This window comes from Sulfurovum sp., from assembly GCF_015493435.1.
Classification (GTDB): Bacteria; Campylobacterota; Campylobacteria; order Campylobacterales; family Sulfurovaceae; genus Sulfurovum.
Genome location: NZ_WGDD01000042.1, coordinates 40051 through 59139 on the forward strand (window position 1 = coordinate 40051; position 19089 = coordinate 59139).

Annotated in this window: 13 protein-coding genes; 9 read left to right on the forward strand and 4 right to left on the reverse strand. The window is 44.6% G+C overall.

Translation table 11 applies throughout. From position 1 onward, the window contains the following. Nucleotides 1-267 precede the first annotated feature (267 nt). On the reverse strand, nt 268-1230 hold the full coding sequence (mltG, locus tag F8L24_RS07305) for an endolytic transglycosylase MltG (protein ID WP_294953848.1): 963 nt from the start codon (nt 1228-1230) through the stop codon (nt 268-270). Here mltG (F8L24_RS07305) and F8L24_RS07310 point away from each other — a divergent pair. Next, nucleotides 1157-3817 carry an AsmA-like C-terminal domain-containing protein gene (locus F8L24_RS07310; RefSeq protein WP_294953851.1) on the forward strand — a complete coding sequence of 887 codons (2661 nt, stop codon included), beginning with the start codon at nt 1157-1159 and terminating at the stop codon, nt 3815-3817. The two genes, mltG (F8L24_RS07305) and F8L24_RS07310, sit on opposite strands and share 74 nt — an antisense overlap. Before the next feature lie 3 nt (nt 3818-3820). Here F8L24_RS07310 and F8L24_RS07315 read toward each other — a convergent pair whose 3' ends face one another. Together F8L24_RS07315 and secA are read right to left on the reverse strand one after the other, a co-directional pair. After that, a complete protein-coding gene (locus tag F8L24_RS07315; protein WP_294953854.1) occupies nt 3821-5047 on the reverse strand; it encodes an ABC transporter permease in 1227 nt (408 codons plus the stop codon). Continuing rightward, nucleotides 5048-7687: a preprotein translocase subunit SecA gene (gene secA / locus F8L24_RS07320; RefSeq protein ID WP_294953857.1), complete on the reverse strand. Its 2640-nt coding sequence runs from the start codon at nt 7685-7687 to the stop codon at nt 5048-5050. 171 nt (nt 7688-7858) lie between these two features. Between secA and lolA the strand changes: the two genes are divergently transcribed. From lolA to F8L24_RS07345, 5 genes are all read left to right on the forward strand, one after another. Then, nucleotides 7859-8383 (forward strand): LolA-like outer membrane lipoprotein chaperone, encoded by a 525-nt coding sequence (gene lolA / locus F8L24_RS07325; RefSeq protein WP_294953859.1) that lies wholly within the window; start codon nt 7859-7861, stop codon nt 8381-8383. 1 nt (nt 8384) lies between these two features. After that, nucleotides 8385-9932, forward strand: coding sequence for a DNA recombination protein RmuC (gene rmuC / locus F8L24_RS07330; protein WP_294953862.1), 1548 nt, complete (start codon nt 8385-8387; stop codon nt 9930-9932). 136 nt (nt 9933-10068) lie between these two features. Next, nucleotides 10069-12381, forward strand: a complete 2313-nt coding sequence (locus F8L24_RS07335; protein ID WP_294953863.1) for an EAL domain-containing protein — start codon at nt 10069-10071, stop codon at nt 12379-12381. Between the two features lie 4 nt (nt 12382-12385). Further along, nucleotides 12386-12739, forward strand: coding sequence for an arsenate reductase (glutaredoxin) (arsC, locus tag F8L24_RS07340; RefSeq protein ID WP_294953866.1), 354 nt, complete (start codon nt 12386-12388; stop codon nt 12737-12739). A 76-nt stretch (nt 12740-12815) separates the two neighbouring features. Then, entirely contained in the window at nt 12816-14411 is a 1596-nt protein-coding gene (locus F8L24_RS07345; protein WP_294953869.1) for an ATP-binding cassette domain-containing protein, read from the forward strand. 32 nt (nt 14412-14443) lie between these two features. Here the strand turns inward: F8L24_RS07345 and mltG (F8L24_RS07350) are convergent, their stop codons facing one another. Then, complete coding sequence (gene mltG / locus F8L24_RS07350) at nt 14444-15481, reverse strand: endolytic transglycosylase MltG (RefSeq protein WP_294953872.1); 1038 nt, start codon at nt 15479-15481, stop codon at nt 14444-14446. A gap of 87 nt (nt 15482-15568) precedes the next feature. Between mltG (F8L24_RS07350) and F8L24_RS07355 the strand changes: the two genes are divergently transcribed. Genes F8L24_RS07355 through F8L24_RS07365 form a run of 3 tightly spaced genes read left to right on the forward strand, consistent with a single transcriptional unit; the run spans nt 15569 to nt 19080 of the window. Continuing rightward, nucleotides 15569-16570 (forward strand): hypothetical protein, encoded by a 1002-nt coding sequence (locus F8L24_RS07355; protein ID WP_294953875.1) that lies wholly within the window; start codon nt 15569-15571, stop codon nt 16568-16570. A gap of 9 nt (nt 16571-16579) precedes the next feature. Next, on the forward strand, nt 16580-16993 hold the full coding sequence (locus F8L24_RS07360; RefSeq protein WP_294953878.1) for a hypothetical protein: 414 nt from the start codon (nt 16580-16582) through the stop codon (nt 16991-16993). Further along, a complete protein-coding gene (locus F8L24_RS07365) occupies nt 16990-19080 on the forward strand; it encodes an ATP-binding protein (RefSeq protein ID WP_294953881.1) in 2091 nt (696 codons plus the stop codon). Before F8L24_RS07360 ends, F8L24_RS07365 begins: the two co-directional genes overlap by 4 nt. The last annotated feature ends 9 nt before the right edge of the window (nt 19081-19089 follow it).

The window sequence follows — 19089 nt, forward strand, 5'->3', positions numbered from 1 at the left end:
TCTAGGTCCGTATCTTCTAAGCATGAAAAATTTTGGATTCTCTCTGTTTCATATGTATTCTCGGATCAAGAGATCAGGGAAAAGAGGAAAAAGGGGTCTATGTGACTGTGACAACTCATTTTCAGCCCTCTTCACCACCCCTATAGAGTCTGTTGTGATATACCTCATACTTTTAGCAGTCATATGCTGAGAATAGCCTTGCGCTCGATGGCTTGGGATATTACTTTGTTTCTCTGTCTGATATCTGTGGCAGAATAGCGACGTTTCCTATTTTTTCTTTCCGGCTTTCCGGACATTTTTCCTGTGGGCCCGGAAGCTGTCGGAAAAATTGTGGGTGCCTTCTGTGTTCTTCATGAAGTACAGGTGTTTCGTTTTTGCCGGCCTGATGGCTGCACGTATGGCAGCGAGGCTGACCGAGCCGATGGGTGAGGGCGGCAAGCCTTTGTGTTTGTAGGTATTGAAGATGCTTTCATCATTCTTGATGCGTTCCGGTGTGACTTTGACATGGGAGTATTTGCCGTAGTTGAGTGTTCCGTCCATTTGCAGGCGCATTCCTTTTTTCAGACGGTTGTAAATGACAGAGGAGACCAGAGGCATCTCTTTTTGGTTGGCTGCCTCTTTCTGGATGATCGAGGCGATCACCAGTACCTTTTGCCACTGTTTGGTGTTATATGTTCCGTAAATCTTCTCCGAAAGCGCTTTATACTTCTTTTCGGATTCACGTACAAGGAAATGCATCAAATGTTTTTCCTTGATACCGTAGGGAACATAATACGTGTCGGCATAGATCCCTGCTTCGGGGTAGGGCGAGAATTCATGGTAATATTTATACAGTTTTTTAGGGTCCAGTTTCAACTCTTTTGCCAGTGTATCGAAAAAAATTTCGGATGTCTCTCCGGGGATCAGCGTAACCTTGTTGATCATTGCTTTGGAGGAAGTGAGCTTATGGAGAAAATCGATACGGTTGAGTTTATTGTTCCCTATAAATATCCAACCTGTCTGAGGACTTCCCATGGCGCGCAAAATAAAGCTGTCTATCACAGATACAGCGTACCCTTTTTTAGCGAGCTGTGATATAATAGTATTAATAGAGCCTTGGGGAATGAAGAGCGTCTGCGTCGTTCTAACAGGTATTGTAGTGTAAAAGGCAAACGCAATGATCAAAACAACGGCAATGTTCTCTGCCCATACTATCCATCTTTTCCATGTTGTTCTGCGTGATACACTCATTTTTCTCATTATCCTTTTTGCAGCACTTTTTGTCTGGCTGAAGTCGGGTATCCACATCGATCATCTCAGTTTTGACCATTATGAAGCAAATGGATTATACATCAAACTCGATAAAAAGCTGACCCTGACGGCAAAGAGCATCGTGATACCGAAAGTAAAGAAAAAACCCAGTTTTGACACGATTGACGAAGCGCTTGACCGGGTCAAATATCTTTTGACTTTTTTTCACTATATTGAGCTGGAAAAGGTCAACTTCAAAGACAACCATTACAAAGTGATCTATACGGACAATATTCTCTACATCAGCAGTGATGATTATGAAATTGCGGGTAATGTCTGGCGCAAAGGCAGTGTGCTGATCGCAGACATTTCTCTTTTCTATATTAAAAAAGAGAAGATCAATATGGTTGCCAAACTCAATTATGATCTTCACAGTGACAAGCTGATCCTTGAAGGGAACTACGATGCATATCATATCAGCGGAAAGTTCAAAGTGATCAAGCAGGAACATAATGTAGACTTTATATTCAACAGCGATACTTTTACCGATTTGAAAACGGTGATGGACAAAATACCGATGCCAAGGACAGTGAAGCGGTGGATCACGGAAAAAATACAGGCAAAAAAATACAGGCTTTATGCTCTGAGCGGAAAAGGAACAGTCTACGATACCCGTTTCACACCGGATCTTGAGTCACTCAAAGGCAATGCTGTGCTTCAGGATGCTACTATAGATTTTAAAGAAGGACTGGCTCCTGTCAAAACTGAAAAGATAGTATTACGTTATGACAGGAACTGCCTCTTCTTTGATATGACAGACCCCGCCTATCTGAACAGGGAGATCAATGCCAGTACGGTTTCCATTACCAATATGAAAAAAGGCAGTATACCGCGTCTCAATCTGGATATGCAGTTCCATACCAGGATCGATGATGTCGTCCAAAAAATACTTAAAGCCTATAAGCTTACGATTCCTGTGATACAAAAAAAGGGTATGTCGGATATACGGGTAAAACTGGGAATTCCTTTAAAAAAGATGCCGAAGGGAAAGATCGACGTCTATGTGAAAGCACATTTGGGGAAGGGCAGTCTCTATGTGAAAAAAGTGAAACTTCCCGTGCAAAGCGGAGACATTACCTATAACCGGCATGTAATACGGCTTAAAGATATCAAACTCAAAGACCAGTGGTATGAAGGTACGCTTAACGGCAAAGTACATACGACAGAAAAAAAAGCAGACTTGCGTTTCTATGCACAAAAAATTGCAGCAGGACCAGGGAAAGAGAAGTATTTTGTTTTATCCGGCAAGGAAATTCCTTTTACCCTCTATTATGGTAAAAAACTGCGTATTCTGCTGCCTCTTTTTAAGATAAAGATAGAGCAGAGTGAAAGAACAGCGAAAATAAGCATCAATGATATTGCCAAACTCAAACCGTTCATTAGAAATTTCTCTATTGAGTTTGACGGAGGCAGAATGGATATCTGGACCAAAGATTTCAAAACGTATACGTTCAAGGGAAATCTGATCAGGAAATCCTGTTTTATCTACAGTAACAAAGTATGCTATACCCGTGTACCCTGTTCCGGTTCTTTCGGAAAAAAAGGTATTGTCTTTTATGCTTTTGACAAACGACTATACTACAATAATGCAAAGTCTCTTATAACGTTGAAAAATCTCAACATAGATCTGCAAAAATTCCTGCAGTCAAAAGCGCGTATAAAACGGGGAAAACGCCAAACAAAAAAAACAGGGAAGCTGCATATAAAAGGGACTAAAAGCAATCTCAGGTATGGCAAGTATACTTTGGTTACAGACAGTTACAATGCTTATATTTCTTTCGCAAACAACACGATAAAGGCAAAAGGAAAACTGGGATCGGATGTAGTGAGTTTCGTTAAAAAAGGTAAGTATATCTCGATCGAAGCATTACGCATACACGATAGAATGCTGCATCCGCTTATTCATTTTGACGGTCTTCAGAAAGGACGTTATACGATCAGACTTTCAGGGATACCGGATCAAAAGATGAAAGGCGAAATTTTCCTTGACGGAGGGGTGCTCAAAAGTTTCAAAGCCTATAGCAAGACACGTAATTTCATTAGGAGCAATCCGCAGCTCTCCAAGATAGAAGACCCCGGATTTACGGCGACAGGTTTCAAGATCACGGAAGGGAAGATCCTATATCACATTGTGAAAGAAAAGGTGATCTTTGATTCTGTCTATATCAAGGGAGGGACTGCAACGATCGTGGGCAAAGGAGAGTTGAACCTCAAAACCAAAAAGCTCAATATCAGGCTGGCTATTCAGACCGTACGCAAACTGGGCAAGATCGTCGGCAGCGTACCGGTCCTGGGATACATTCTCATGGGAGAAGACAACAGTATTACTTTCGGATTGAAAATTACAGGGTCGCTCGATAACCCCAAAATAGAAACGTCTGCGGCAAAAGAGATATTGATGCTTCCTTTTGATCTGATCAAGCGTACGCTTCAATCTCCGGCACACATTCTTAACAACAAGAAACAAAAAACAAACGTTACTGCAAATAAAGCAGCTGCTGCTCCCAAAAACAGGGTGGCCCCATAGAAACTATTCGTTTCTCAGTACAGTCAGCGGATCGGTCTGTGCCGCTTTTTTTGCAGGGTAGAGGGAAGAAAGCAGAATAATGACCACTGTACCGAGTAGAATGAACCCAAAATCACTCCACAGAAGGTCAACGGGCAGCCTGCTTGTGCCGTAGACATCTTTGGGGATAGAGATGATGTCAAATGTTTTCAGTGCCCAGATACCCAGAGCACCGATGAGTGTCCCTGCGATGATCCCTGCAAGGCCTATGATGATACCGAGTCTGAAGAAGATGGCACGTATTTCTCTTTTGGTGGCACCAAGGGTCCTCATCAGAGCGATCTCGGATCTTCTGCTCATTACGGTCATCAGGAGGGAAGAGATGATATTGAGCGAAGCGACAAGAATAATAAGCAGCAGTACAAGGAAAAGTGCTTTCTTTTCCATTGCCATTGCGGCAAAGAAGTTGCCGTTTTGCTGCCACCATCCCTCGATGACCACAGTGGGGGGCAGTATTTCCCGGATACGGTTGATCTCTTTGAGCGGCTCCTTGCAGTAAATATGCAATCCGTCATAAAAACCGTCCTTGCGTTTCAGCAGCTTTTCAAAGGCTTCGAGAGTCGTATACATAATGGCTTTGTCATAGGCTTTAAGACCGGATTTGAATACCCCGTCCACAACAAAACGTTTCTGAAGCGGCATGGTGCCGAAACCGGCAGCCGTCTGTTCTGAAAAGTAGAGTGTGACCTTGTCGCCTTTCATGGCATTCATTTCAAAAGAGAGTCCTTCTCCTATGACGACTTTGAATTTGCTCTTGGTGCTGCCTCTGGCCTTTTTAAAAATAGCATTGAGCCGGCTTTCTTTGTCATAGTCGACACCGTAAAGCAGGGAGCCCTGTACGGCCCCGTCATTTTTGGTAATGACCTGTGTGGTGTAATACGGGCTGAATTTTAGCTGAGGGAAATTTTCGGACAGCTTTTTTATCAGTTGATCGTTGACGGCATCCTCTTCTACAGGAAGAACAGTAAGAGGATAGTTCATGACAAACAGTTTTTTGGTAAATTCCTCCTGGGTCCCGTTCATGATACCCATAGCGATCATCAGAACCATGACGCCGGCGGCAATACCGAGAAAAGCAAGCAGTGCAGAGATGAAAATAAAAGGATTCTCTTTATCGTATTTGAGATAGTGTGTAATGATATGCCCAACGAACTTTTTGTTGGGCACTCTATTTCGGATGGGTACGGACATTTAAGCCAACAGACCTTTTTTGGGTCCGCTCTGTCCGCAGCAGTTTTTATATTTTTTACCTGAACCGCAGGGGCACGGTTCGTTTCTTTTGGGTTTTTTGGTTCCTGTGATCGGCTTGAGTTCAGCCGAATCTTCTGCGATCACTCCTTCTTCAAAGGACTGGTTGAGTGTAGCATCTGCTACTTCGCTTTCCAACTCTTCCCTGATCTGCTCTATCGCTTCTTCTTCCTCTTCAGGAGACTGGAAGTCAAACTGGACCAGGTGCAGTACTTTGACCGCTTCAAGCTTGATACGCTCTACAAGATCCATAAAGAGTTTATAGCTGTCCTGCTTGTATTCTGTCAGCGGATCTTTCTGGTTGTAGCCTCTCAGCCCGATACCGGTCTTGAGTACGTCCATCTCATACAGGTGGTCTCTCCATTGAGGGTCAAGGACCTGGAGATAGAGGATACGTTCGATCTCTTTGCGCTGTTCGGGTTCGAGCTGTGACATCTTCTCTTCATAAATGTTTTCCATCATTTCCGTGATCATCGCTTCAAGCTCTTCGATCTCTTTGTCGGCGAAATACTGGGGGTCCACTTCTATGAGAAGTTCTTCTTTTATGAGTGCTCCGAGTTTTTCAACATCGTAATCTTCTTTCGGCATGCCGGCAAAGATTTCGGCTTCGCCGATCAAATGTTTAATGTATTCTGTACGGTTTTCTTTGATCTTTGCATCGATATCGAATTCAGGGTCAAGCAGCTGGTTTCTGAATGCATAGATCGCTTTTCTCTGATGGTTGGCAACATCATCGTATTCAAGAATGTTCTTACGTGATTCATAATGTTGGTTCTCCACCTTTTTCTGTGCTTTTTCCACAGAACGGGTGACGATCTTAGAGTCAATATATTCGCCGTCTTCCACGCCGAGACGGTTCATGATGTTTCTGATCTTTTCTCCGCCGAAAATACGGAGCAGGTTGTCATCGAGACTGAGGAAGAACTGGCTTTCTCCCGGGTCGCCCTGACGTCCAGAACGTCCTCTGAGCTGGTTGTCTATACGACGGGATTCATGTCTTTCGGTTCCAAGAATAGCCAAGCCTCCAAGACTTCTGACTTCATCATCTATTTTGATGTCGACCCCGCGTCCTGCCATATTGGTTGCGACGGTCACCGCACCTTTCTGGCCTGCATTTTTAATGATCTCTGCTTCCTGGGCATGGTTCTTTGCATTCAGGATGTTATGGGGTATCTTCTCTTTTTTAAGTCTATCGTGGATCATTTCGGATTTTTCAATGGAAGCGGTACCGATGAGAACAGGCTGCCCCTTGCTATGGTATTCACGTATTTTGCGTACGGCTGCATCGAGTTTTTCTCTTTCTGTATTGTAAATAAGGTCGTTTCTGTCAATGCGTTCCACGGGAACATTTGTCGGGATCGAAATAACATCCAGACCGTATATCTGGGAGAACTCGGTTGCTTCTGTCTGTGCTGTACCGGTCATCCCGGCAAGTTTTTCGTACAGTCTGAAGTAGTTCTGGTAAGTAATTTCTGCAAGGGTCTGTGACTCTTCCTGAATCTCTACACCTTCTTTGGCTTCAAGCGCCTGGTGAAGACCTTCAGAATATCTTCGTCCTTCAGAGAGTCTTCCTGTGAATTCGTCTACAATGATGATCTCATTGTTCTGTACAACATAATCGACATCTTTTTCAAAAATATTGTGTGCCTTGAGTGCCTGGTCAAGGTGGTGGGAGAGTACGGCATTTTCAAGAGAGTAGAGGTTGTCCACTTCAAAAAGGTCCTGGGCTTTCTGCAGGCCCTGTTCCGTCATGACAATAGTCCGGTTTTTTTCATCTACGATAAAATCGCCGGTGGTTTTTTCATCTTCTCCGGCCTTGGTCTCTATCTTTTTTCCGCGTTCCATCTGTTTTGCAATGGCATCGGCTCTGGCATAATGGTTCTGGTCCCTCTGAGTCGGACCGGAGATAATAAGCGGGGTACGTGCCTCATCGATGAGAATGGAGTCCACTTCATCCACAATGGCGTAATGATGTTCTCTCTGTACTTTTTCTTCGAGACGGACCTTCATGTTGTCACGCAGGTAGTCAAAACCGTACTCGTTGTTCGTACCGTACGTGATGTCGGCATCATATTGTGCTTTTCTGCTCATGTCATCCTGAATATCCGCTGTGATACAGCCAATACTGTAACCGAGGAACCTGTAAAGCTCACCCATTTCGCTGGAGTCCCTTTTGGCCAGATAGTCGTTGACGGTGACCACATGTACGCCCCTGCCTGTCATAGCGTTGAGTATCACGGCGAGTGTTGCAACAAGCGTTTTACCTTCACCGGTCTTCATCTCTGCGATATTGCCGTCATGCAGTACCATTCCTCCGACCATCTGCACATCGTAATGTCTCAGTCCCAGTACACGCTTACTCGCTTCACGTGTGATGGCAAATGAATCATACAGGGCATCCTCCAGACTTTTTTCACCGTTATTTACCGATGTTCTGAGTGTATTGAATGCTGCCTGCAATTCCTCATCGCTCATAGGTTCGTATGTTGATTCCAGTGCATTGATGTTTTCTACTCTTTTGAGATAGTTTTTGACGATCCTGTCGTTCTGTGTGCCGAAGATTTTTAATACAGATTTGATCATGTTTAGACTTGCCTTTTAATAAAAGTGGATCAATTTTACCCAAAAACTGATTAATAAATCGTTATGGCAATGATAAGCCCACAACCCTTTCACAATTTTATGACAATATGACAGATATTACCCCTTAGAAAGTGATATTTTGGTATATTCCGGAGTAGAAAAGGACAAGAATTGAGAAGCGTACTAATAAGTATTACAGCGGCAGTTTCACTGTATGGATCCGGGATCACACTTCCGGACCATTTCAAAGCGGACTTTATGCAGAAGATCACAAATACCAGAAAAAAAGCCATCAGTTACAGCGGAAAAGTCTATTTTTCCAGTCCGGGCCTGATGAAATGGATGTATGTTAAACCAACGAAAAAAGAAGTCTGTACCGATGGAAAAGCATTAACCGTCGTAGACCATGATCTTGAACAGGTATCTACCTATCGCATGGCCGAAGGATTCAATCTGAAAGAGATCATTGACAGTGCGAAAGTACACAGTAAAAACATTTATGTGGCACAGTACCGGGGTAAAAGCTACACGATACAAACGGACAACAGGGGTCGTTTGCAGAGTGTGGCATATTATGACGAACTTGACAATAAGGTACAGATCGTATTTAAAAATATTCACTATGGCAAAGGGGCACTGGGTATGCAGAATATGATTTGCTCCTATCCCAAAGACTATGATGAGATAAGAGGGTAGCATGCAGGAAATTTTTCAGACAGTTCAGAATGATTCGACACTGATGCTGATCGCAGGGATCGCGGCAGTGGTGCTGCTGATCATTGTTTTGGTGGTAGTGGTGTTCTCAACCAAAGCAAAAACGCTGAGTGACAGACTGGCAGAGAGCCAGGCTCTTGACAAAGTAAAAAACAGCAAAATAGAAACCCTGGAGAAAGTACTCCAGGAAACGAAGATCAGCAACGCAGCCCAGCTTCAGGAACTGCAGCATTTTGCACAGGTTAAAAAAGAGCTTGCTGACAAAACAGAACTGATCGGAACCCTGCAGAGTGCAAACGGCATTCTGGAAAAAGAGTTGAGTCAGACCCAGACGAAACTGGAAAACCTTGAAAACCTTTATAAAAACCTTTCAGAAGAACATAAAACACTGCAGGAGCATTTTACGCATCTTCAGGAAGACAACCACAGGTATCAGGTGAACAATGCAAGACTGCTGATGAAACTTGAAACGGAAAGCAGGCATGCTTCCAGCAAACTTGAAATGATGCAGGAGCATAAAAAAGAGCTGAAAACCGAGTTTGAACGCCTGGCAAAACAGATCTTTGACGGCAATTCCGAAAAATTTGCAGAATTTTCCAAACAAAATATCGACAGTATGATCAAACCGCTTCAGACACAGATAGAACAGTTTAAAAAACAGGTATCCGACACGTACAACACAGAAAGCCAGGACAGAGCGGTTCTCAAAAACGAGATCCGGTCTCTTAAAGAACTCAACGAAAAGATCAGCAAAGATGCCATTAATCTGACCAATGCACTCAAGGGAGAAAGCAAGCAGCAGGGTGTCTGGGGTGAAATGGTACTGGAACATGTGCTTGAAGCTTCCGGTCTGCGTAAAGGTTTCGAGTTTGAGCGTGAAGTGAACCTTCAGACAGATGAAGGGGAAGTTCTGCGTCCCGATGTGATCGTTCATCTGCCGGACAACCGTGACCTGATCATCGATGCAAAAACGTCACTTCTCTCGTACGAACGCTATGTCAATGCAGAAGATGAAGATAATAAGGCCACCTACCTTACCGCCCACCTGAACTCTATTAAAATGCATATTGAAACACTGGCGAACAAAAATTACGAACGGCTGAAAGAAGTCAATACGCTGGATTTCATCTTTATGTTCATGCCCATAGAGGGGGCATTGGCTGTTGCTCTGGAGCATGAAAGCAGTATTTATGACAATGCGTTTAAAAAGAAGATCCTTCTGGTGGGACCGACCACACTTCTGGTCGCTATGAGAGCCGTTGAAAATGTCTGGAAATATGAACGGCAGAACCAGAATGCCCAGGAAATTGCACGAAGAGCAGGGGCTATGTATGACAAGTTTGTACGTTTTTCAGAAGATCTTATTAAGATTTCCAAACAGATAGATGCTGTTCAAAGCAGTTTTTCCGCAGCAAAGAACAAACTCAGTGACGGAAAGGGAAACCTTGTCCGGCAGGTACAGCAGCTGAAAGAGCTTGGTGCACAGACAAGCAAACAAATGCCAAAAGAGCTTAAGGGTGAAGAAGAGTAATAGAAAATTATACGTTTTTTTCACCATTGATATTTATTAAAGAGGAAAAGTGTATAATAAATATATATGATTTTTTTGTATAAAATCATAATCGGGTGTCAAGGGTTGGCCAGATGAAAGGAATGATTTCTATACTATGAATAGTGCTTTGAATGAACGAGTGGCCTATGACAAGCTGAGTTTTTTCTATCTTTCATTGCCTATTATTCTGGTTGGCCAGCTGTTGGGAGCACTTCTTTTAAGTGCTATGGAAATGACGATTGTAGACTTGTATCCGATCGGTGTCTGGCTGCTGTTGAACATTATAATGTTTCTTTATCGTTTCTATCACTACAGTCTGTTTAAAAAAAAGAGTGAAAAGAAAAAACACGGCAATGCAAAACTGTGGCTTGACCGCTACTATACCAATGTTCTGCTCAGCGGGATTATCTGGGGGAGCAGTGCGTTGCTCTTATTCCCGGCATCCAATCTTTTGGGACAAATGATTCTGCTCCTTTTCCTCTTTGCTGTAGGTTTTTCTTCTCTGGGCGTATTGGCGACAAAAAAAGATTTGCTTCTAAGCTATGTATTTGTGATGTACGGGCCGATCATATGGCGACTTTTCTTTTTATCAGGTGAGCTATATCTGAATATTGCCTATGCTGTACTTTCCCTGGTTCTGCTTATGATCCTTGTAGCGAACTATTATGGCAAGGTCATTAATAAATCGCTGGAAGATCGCCAGCAGTTCATCGATATAAAAATATCCCATGAAAAGCTGAGAGAACGTTTTTTCTCTCTATTCGAACGTGCTCCTGTAGGTATCTACTACTATAATAGATCATTGGTACTGCAGGATGTGAACCGTCAGTTCCGCAAGATGAGTGGTATAGAAAACAAAGAACAGCTTATAGGTATCTCTCTGTATCAAAATATTGAAGATGCCAAGATTCTCGAAATCCATGAAAATGTTTTTAAACATCAGTCAGGCAATTATCGTGGTCCATTTCTTATGGCAAACAGCCATGCAAAAGAAGATCTTTATGTCGATCTCTCAACGATACCGATGCTTAATAATGATGGAGATATTACCGGCGGTATAGCAATTGTAAATAATATTACAAATGAAGTGACAGCCCAGGAAAAGATGATGCGGGATGCCTATTATGATATGCTTACGAACATTCCCAACCGTACACTGCTGATGGATAAACTCAAAAATCTTGCAGAGGTTAAAAAATCTACCAAAGACTATGGTGCACTGCTTTTCCTTGATATAGACAATTTTAAAAAGATCAATACGACCTTTGGCCAGGATATCGGCGATAAAGTCATTAAACAGGTCGCTCACAGGATTGAAGCATTTATCGGCAGTCATGAAACATTGGCAAGGATGGCTGGTGATAAATTTGTTATTTTAATTCCCACTATCGGTAAAGATGAAAATACAGCCAAGGAAGCAGCTTCCCAATATGTTGTAAAGTTCAATCAGTACTTTGTACAACCGATCCAAGTGGTAGGGAAAGACCATCATGTGAGTTTTTCCATCGGTGCTATTTTGTTTGCCGATACGGATGCAACAGCCTTTGATCTCCTCAAACGTGCGGAAACCGCTATGTATGAAGCAAAAAAGAGCACACGTGGCAGTATGAAGTTTTATCAGGACAGTATGAGTACACAGGTCGAGGAACAGCTTATGCTTGAAAATGACATACATAAAGCGATTAAAGATAATGAATTCGAAATGTACTATCAGCCACAGCTCAATGTCAAGAGCAACAAAATCATTGGTGCAGAGGCATTGATCCGATGGCATCATCCTGAAAGAGGGCTTATTCTTCCCACTGCATTCATTCCGCTTGCCGAAGAGAGCGGGATCATTATCAAGCTGGAAGAATGGATATTTGACAGGATATTTAAAGACGTCAAAGAAATGAACCGAGATATGGGAAAATTCAGTTTGCATCATATCTCAATCAATATCAGTACTGTACACTTTCTGGAACCGCATTTTGTAGAAAAAATGATGCTGCTTGTTAAAAAGCACAGGGTGAAACCGGAATGGTTTGAACTGGAGATCACGGAAAGCGGTATCATACGAAATATTGATGATGCCATAAGAAAGATCAAGGAACTGAAGGGTTTTGGGTTTGCTTTCTCCATTGATGATTTCGGGACAGGATATTCCTCCTTGTCGCATCTTAAAGAACTGCCGGTCGATGTTATAAAGATCGATCAGTCATTCATACGCAACATGAACACGGATGATGAAATGATTGTAGAGGCTGTTGTGGCCATAGGACAAAAGTTTCACTTGGGTATTGTGGCTGAAGGGGTTGAAAACAAAGATACACTGAAATATCTTCAACATGTGAACTGTGATACCTACCAGGGATACCTCGCCTCTACAGCTGTTCCTCTTAAAGATTTTGAAGCACTGTTGAAATTTGAAAAAAAAGTAAAGGAATAATAGAATGAGTAAAATAACTATCTGGCATAACCCAAGATGCAGTAAATCGAGAAATGCGGCAGCATTGCTGGAAGAGAAAGGTATAGAGGCAGAAGTCGTGAAATATCTTGATACGCCGCCGACGAAAGAAGAGATCAAATCGGTGTTGGAAATGCTCGGAATTTCAGCGCGAGAACTGATGAGAACCAAAGAATCTGTCTATAAAGAACTTGGTCTTAAAGAAGTTGAGGATGAGGAGAAACTTATTGAAGCGATGGCAGAACATCCGAAGCTGATTGAACGCCCCATAGTCATAAAAGGCAGTAAAGCTGCCATTGGAAGACCGATAGAAAAGATCGTTGAATTGCTGGATGCGTGAAGCAGTAGGAATTTCTTTCAATACATTATGATAGAATGCCATCCGTATATGACAGAACGATAATAAGGATACCCATTTGCTAAGTACAGTCAATTTAACACAACGCTACGGAAAGAGAGTACTTTTCGACAAGATCAATATTACCCTGGACGTAGGAAAACGATATGGTCTTATTGGTGCCAACGGTGCCGGAAAATCTACCTTTATGAAAATTCTGGCAGGTGAAATGGAGCCGAGTGACGGTGAAGTTCAGCTTCAACCCGGCCTGAAGCTCGGTATGCTCAGCCAGAACCAGTATGCTTTCGAGGATTTTACGCTCAAAGATGCCGTACTTTACGGAAACAAAAAGCTTTATGAGGCACAAAAAGAGAAAGAGAAGCTTTACATGGAAGGCGATTTTGAGAGTGATGAGGTGAATAACCGGCTGGCAGAACTCGAAATGATCTGTGCCGATGAGGACCCGACCTATGAAAGTGACGTCAAAATAGAAAAATTGCTCACAACACTGGGCTTTCCGGTAGAGCAGCATGACGACCTTATGAGTTCGCTGACCGGAGGGGACAAGTTCAAGATCCTCCTGGCACAGGTGCTCTTCCTCAAGCCTGATGTTCTGCTGCTCGACGAGCCTACCAACAACCTCGATATGGAGACGATTGCCTGGCTGGAGCAGGAACTGAAACGCCATGAAGGAACGCTGCTTGTCATTTCACACGACAGGCACTTTCTCAATGGTGTCGTCACACACATTCTGGATCTTGACTTCCAGAATATCCGTGAATTCACAGGTAACTACGATGAGTGGTACATTGCGGCGAACCTTCTGTCAAAGCAGGCACAGACAGATAGAAGCAAGGCACTTAAAGAAAAAGAGGAACTGGAGAAGTTCATCGCGCGATTTTCGGCGAATGCTTCCAAGGCCAAGCAGGCGACTTCGCGTCAGAAGCAGCTGGACAAACTCGACGTACAGGAGATCAAACTCTCAAGCAGAAGAGACCCGTCCATTATGTTCAAGCCGCACCGGGACATTGGAAACGAAGTGCTTGAAGTAGAGAACCTTTCCAAAAGCTACGGGAATGAGAACGTCTTTGAAGGCTTGAGTTTCAAGGTGAATAAAGGTGACAAGATAGCGCTTATAGGAACGAACGGTGTGGGAAAGACCACGCTGCTTGAAATCCTTATGGGCAATCTTGAGCCTGACAGCGGAAAATTCAACTGGGGGCAGACGATCACCACGACCTACTTCCCGCAGAATACAACGGATGTTGTGGTCGGTGATGAAGAACTGCCGCAGTGGATACAGGGCTTTGACCCCAAATGGCACATCGATGACATCAGGAAAACACTGGGGCGTATGCTCTTCTCCGGTGAAGAACAGAAAAAGAAGATCGATGCCTGTTCGGGTGGAGAGAAACACCGTGTCATGCTTTCAAAAATGATGATGGATTCTGCCAATTTCCTGGTATTGGATGAACCTGACAACCACCTCGACCTCGAAGCCATCGTCGCACTGGGTGAAGCGCTGCACAACTATCAGGGTGGTGTGATTTGTGTCTCACATGACCGGGAACTCATCGATGCATTCGCGAACCGTATCATCAAGCTCAATGAAGACGGTTCTATGATCGATTTTGAAGGAAATTACGAAGCATTCGCGGAGCAGCATGAAAATTAAAAGGGAGAACGAACACAAAGATATTTTGATCCCTATGGCTTTGTTGCATTGGTTTCCACACAGACGGTCTGGTTTGTTTCTCTCTCTTTCAGGGTCTTCTTTTTTCTCAGATATTCTCTGAAGGCCCTGATATTCTTTAAATGTTCTTCGTAAGTAACTGCGAAGTTGTGTGATCCGCCCGGGGTGAGCATAAAGAAAAGGTACTTGCTCTCCGACGGCATCATCGCCGCCCTGAGTGCATCGATGGTAACTGTTCCCAGCGGCTGTGGCGGCAGACCTTTGTGCCGGTAGGTATTGAAATAGGTATTGTCCGTCCTGATGCGTTCCGGGGTGACGATGACATGGGAGTATTTGCCATAATTCAGCGTACAGTCCATCTGCAGTTTCATCTTTTTATCCAGTCGGTTGTAAATGACTGAGGAGATCAGTGGCATCTCTTTGATCGAATTGCTTTCTTTCTGGATGATGGAAGCTATGGTCAGCAGTATTCTCATGGTTGAAAGTTTCGGTTTTTGTGTGAAATACTCTTTTTCGAATGCTGCCAGTTCATTATTCGACAGGTCAAAAAGGTACTGCATTGCGGCAAAGGCATCTGCATTCCTGGCGATGCTATAATGCTGTGCAAAAATATCTGCCTCCTTGAAGCGGGAACGTGCTTCATACTCCTCAAATAGATTTTTCTCGTCAAGCTTCATGTCATTCGCCAGGCGGTAGCAGAGTTCTTTAGCTGTTTCCCCGGCATACACCACGACCTGCATGACATCGGCATTTTTCTCATACAGGGAAGAAAAGAAGTCATACCGGCTTTTTTTCGTATCTTTGACATGGTACCATCCCTCTTTGGGAAGTGTCCCGAGATGCATGAAGATCTGATCGATGAAGGTAACGGTATAGCCGTATTTCTCCAATTCATGGGCTATCTCTTTGCTACTTGAACCGGAAAGGTAAAAGGTTTTATGCTCTGAGGCAGGGGAGATGAAATTATAGATCGCAGCAATGACAACAATGACGATGAGAATTTCAATGTAACGTACGATACGCTTGTATTCCTGGGTGAACAACTCTTTCATGATGAATGATTATAACATATATTAATGAGGTAATTATACTAAAAAATGTTATACTCCGGAATATTTCCCAAAAGGTGAACGACTCACATGCTGCGACGCTTTTCTCTCTTTTTCCTGCTTTTCTCTGTGTCGATGTATGGGCAGGGGTTAAAATACCAGCTGGGCCAGGGTGTACAGTTGGGAAACCTTCCTCTGTATATGGGTGGATATTTTTCTCTTGAATACAGCCAGTTTCAGGGAGGTCCCCGTACGCTTACACTGGATGAGCTGGCCCTCATGCTTTACGGTGAAACAGACACATTTTCCTACCTGATGGAAGTGGAAGCTGACAATGTCTACAGTGAAGTATTCGGTGATGAAGCGAGTGATGTAAAGCAGGAAGATTTCCATATTGAGCGGATGTATGTCAATAAAGAGTTCAATGAGCACTATGCACTGATGCTGGGGAAATACAATTCGCCCATCGGCTTCTGGAACCGTATTCCTATCAACGTACTGCGTGATACCAGTTCCAATCCTGTACTTACGCACATTCTTTTCCCGAATTTTACGACGGGTGCGGATCTGCATTATCAGTCCGGGAACAGTTATGATGCCGCTTTTGACCTGATGCTGCAGGGAACAGAGGATCTCGACAAACTTTTCTATGATGACCCCTATAACAATTTCGATATCGACGCGCAGGCAGGTGCAGGACTTTCTTTCCGGAAGGATGCAGTGAAATATCAGTTCAATGCAGGCTATTTTCATCTTGTTTCCGATGAAGAGTACTATTATCTTCTGGGTGCCTTTCAATATGAAACGGAAGCGTTCAAAGTGCAGGCTTCTTTGGGAACACAGTTCAATGGAGATGGAAGCACGGTTCCCTACGTGGGATATCTGCAGGGAAGCTACCTGATAGCAGAAGAACATGAAGCGATCCTGAGGGTGGAAGCCTATGATGACAGGCTTCAACATACCAAAGACAGCTTTGTGGTCATGGGATATACCTACAGGCCGCTGTTTCCGGTTGCCTTCAAGGCCGAATACCAGTGGCATTCCAAAGAGGACGAGAACCGTTTTCTTCTCTCGGTCTCGGCACTGTTCTAAATGAGTTCCATGTTACGGGCTGTATCTCTTTTTTTGCTGCTTGGCCTGTACCTTTATGCCGGGAAGCTTGTCGTAGTGACCAATGCAGAGAGCCCCATAGACAGGCTTACGCAGTCACAGGTACGTACGCTCTATCTGAAAAAAAAGCGTTTCTGGGGCGATACCAGGCTTGTCGTACTGAACCTGCCGCCGCAAAATGCGCTGAGACAGCGCTTTGAACATGACATACTGAAAATGGATGCCGAAGAATGGGAAGCCTACTGGGCAAAACAGCACTACATGGGGCATCGCCCGCCCTATAGGGTGGAGTCGGTCAGAAGTATGCTGCTTTTCATCAAAAAGGTGAAAGGTGCGGTAGGCTATCTGCCGAAGAACAGGGTCGGTACCGGGATGAAGATCATCTATGAAGGGCCCTCATCATGAAGCGGATAGAGAAGATCCTGCCCAAAACACTCAGGGCGAAACTGCAGATCGCGCTTTTCGCCATCGGTTTCCTTCCTTTTCTTGTCATGCTGGTCTACATCCACAACCTGGGTGAAAAAAGGCTTTTGGACAATGCGCTCGAGACCTACCATATACAGATACACGAAACCCGACAGCGCATAGGGGAAGAATTGCTCTCTTTGGGAAAAGAGATCCATTTCCTTGCTTCTCTGGATATTATGGATGATATGATCGTCGGCGATGTGGACAAACGTATCCGGCAGATACTGCTGCAAAAAGAGAAAGACCTCTCTCTGGATATGCAGATACTTGCCCTGGATACTGAGGGGAAAGTGATCGCATCGACAGCAGACACTGCCATAAACGGTGCCAGTATGATCGACAGCATCAGAGAGGCAAAGGAACACGATAAAAGCTACTTCATGACGAAAAAGCATATCGTGATGTTCGCTCCCGTCCGTTCAAAACTGAAGGAGGGCACGCTGCTGGGGTATCTCTGTATGGCCTATTCGTTCTCGAACCTTCAACGTTTTACCGTAAACGGCAAAGGGGGCCGCTCCATGCTCTACGATCCGGTGGGTGGCGTGAAAATAGGGCAGATATACGATGACAGGCTGCTGTCACATATCGCTGAAGAGGGCAAAGATTATGTGGGGGAATCGTACCTGGTCCTGCATGAGAAACTTCAGGGAATGCTGTCGCAATGGATACTGGTCTATACCGTTCCCAAGGCAGTGGCACTGACCTTTCTCGATACCTTCCTTCTCTTTCTCTGGGGGCTGTTCATTCTGGGTATCTTCGTGATCGCGATCCTCTCCTTATGGGTAAGCCGCCGTATCCTGGAACCGATAGCCACGCTTTCACAGGCGACGCAGTCTATCATATCGACACGGGACTATACGACACAGGTGGCTATAGCTTCCGAAGGTGAGATCGGCGAACTGGCACATGATTTCAATGTCCTGATCAGCGAAACGAACCGTGCTTTCGGTGTACTCGAAGAAGAGAACAGGCTGCGCGTGCTGCGTTTTGTGCAGCTCATCGATATGCTGAACCACCTGATCAAGACAGAGAAGGAAGAAGAATGTATCCGTGTGGCCATCGAAGAGCTTCAGACCTTCATGCCGCACCAGACCTTCTCTTTTTCGACGGAGTATCCGAAAGAGAGTACCGGAGAGGATGATCTGCGGCATACGATGCTGCTGTATACCAAAGATTTCGACAGACGGACAGAGTCGTTCTACGGTGTGATATACTCAAACTCCGAGAGGGAAGGGAACGATCCCTACGAAGCGGAATTCTATCGTTCCATCGCTACCATGATCATGCTGCAGCTCGATCACATACGTCTGATCGAGCAGACCAGGGAAGTTTCCCGGGCAAAATCGACCTTCATCTCCCTGATGTCGCATGAACTCCGTACCCCGCTGCACACTATCCTAAGTTCGGCCCAGTATCTCATCGGCTACGAAACACTTTCACCCACACAGCAGGAAAAGGTAGCGACGATGGAATCCTCCGCCCATCATCTTCTGGGTATGATCAACGATATTCTCGATCTGGCTCAGATCGAAGCGGGCAAGGTACAGGCAAATCCCGAAGCGCAAAGCAGTGAAGAGATCGAGGTACTTGTAGCCGGGATAGTAGATATGCTCGGCGTTCTGGCAGAGCAGAAAGGCATAGAGATGACATTTGAGAACCGCTTGCCCGAACCGGTACAGCTCATTGCCGATACGCGTCTGCTCAAACAGATCGTCATCAATCTTCTCTCCAACGCGATAAAGTTCACAGAAGAGGGATCGATCGCACTGTCTCTGCAGGCGTGCGGGGAAGATATCTGTATCGAAATAGCGGACAGCGGGATCGGCATCGACGCAGAAGATCTGGAACGGCTCTTCGAAGACTTCACACAGGTGAACAGGCTTGCCGACAGGGAAGAGAAGGGCAATGGGCTCGGGCTGGCGATCAGCCGGAAACTCGCGCAGCTTTTCGATGCCGATGTCATGTTGAGAAGCGGGGGTGAAGGCCTGGGGACAACGGCGGTGATCAGACTCAAAAAAAGCTAAGTATTTTGG

What these genes read in the sequence shown, in the direction of transcription:
- F8L24_RS07310 (WP_294953851.1), top strand. Translation starts at nt 1,157, where the DNA reads ATGATCAAAACAACGGCAATGTTCTCTGCCCATACTATCCATCTTTTC.
- mltG (WP_294953848.1), bottom strand. Translation starts at nt 1,230, where the DNA reads ATGAGTGTATCACGCAGAACAACATGGAAAAGATGGATAGTATGGGCA.
- F8L24_RS07315 (WP_294953854.1), bottom strand. Translation starts at nt 5,047, where the DNA reads ATGTCCGTACCCATCCGAAATAGAGTGCCCAACAAAAAGTTCGTTGGG.
- secA (WP_294953857.1), bottom strand. Translation starts at nt 7,687, where the DNA reads ATGATCAAATCTGTATTAAAAATCTTCGGCACACAGAACGACAGGATC.
- rmuC (WP_294953862.1), top strand. Translation starts at nt 8,385, where the DNA reads ATGCAGGAAATTTTTCAGACAGTTCAGAATGATTCGACACTGATGCTG.
- F8L24_RS07335 (WP_294953863.1), top strand. Translation starts at nt 10,069, where the DNA reads ATGAATAGTGCTTTGAATGAACGAGTGGCCTATGACAAGCTGAGTTTT.
- arsC (WP_294953866.1), top strand. Translation starts at nt 12,386, where the DNA reads ATGAGTAAAATAACTATCTGGCATAACCCAAGATGCAGTAAATCGAGA.
- mltG (WP_294953872.1), bottom strand. Translation starts at nt 15,481, where the DNA reads ATGAAAGAGTTGTTCACCCAGGAATACAAGCGTATCGTACGTTACATT.
- F8L24_RS07355 (WP_294953875.1), top strand. Translation starts at nt 15,569, where the DNA reads ATGCTGCGACGCTTTTCTCTCTTTTTCCTGCTTTTCTCTGTGTCGATG.
- F8L24_RS07360 (WP_294953878.1), top strand. Translation starts at nt 16,580, where the DNA reads ATGTTACGGGCTGTATCTCTTTTTTTGCTGCTTGGCCTGTACCTTTAT.
- F8L24_RS07365 (WP_294953881.1), top strand. Translation starts at nt 16,990, where the DNA reads ATGAAGCGGATAGAGAAGATCCTGCCCAAAACACTCAGGGCGAAACTG.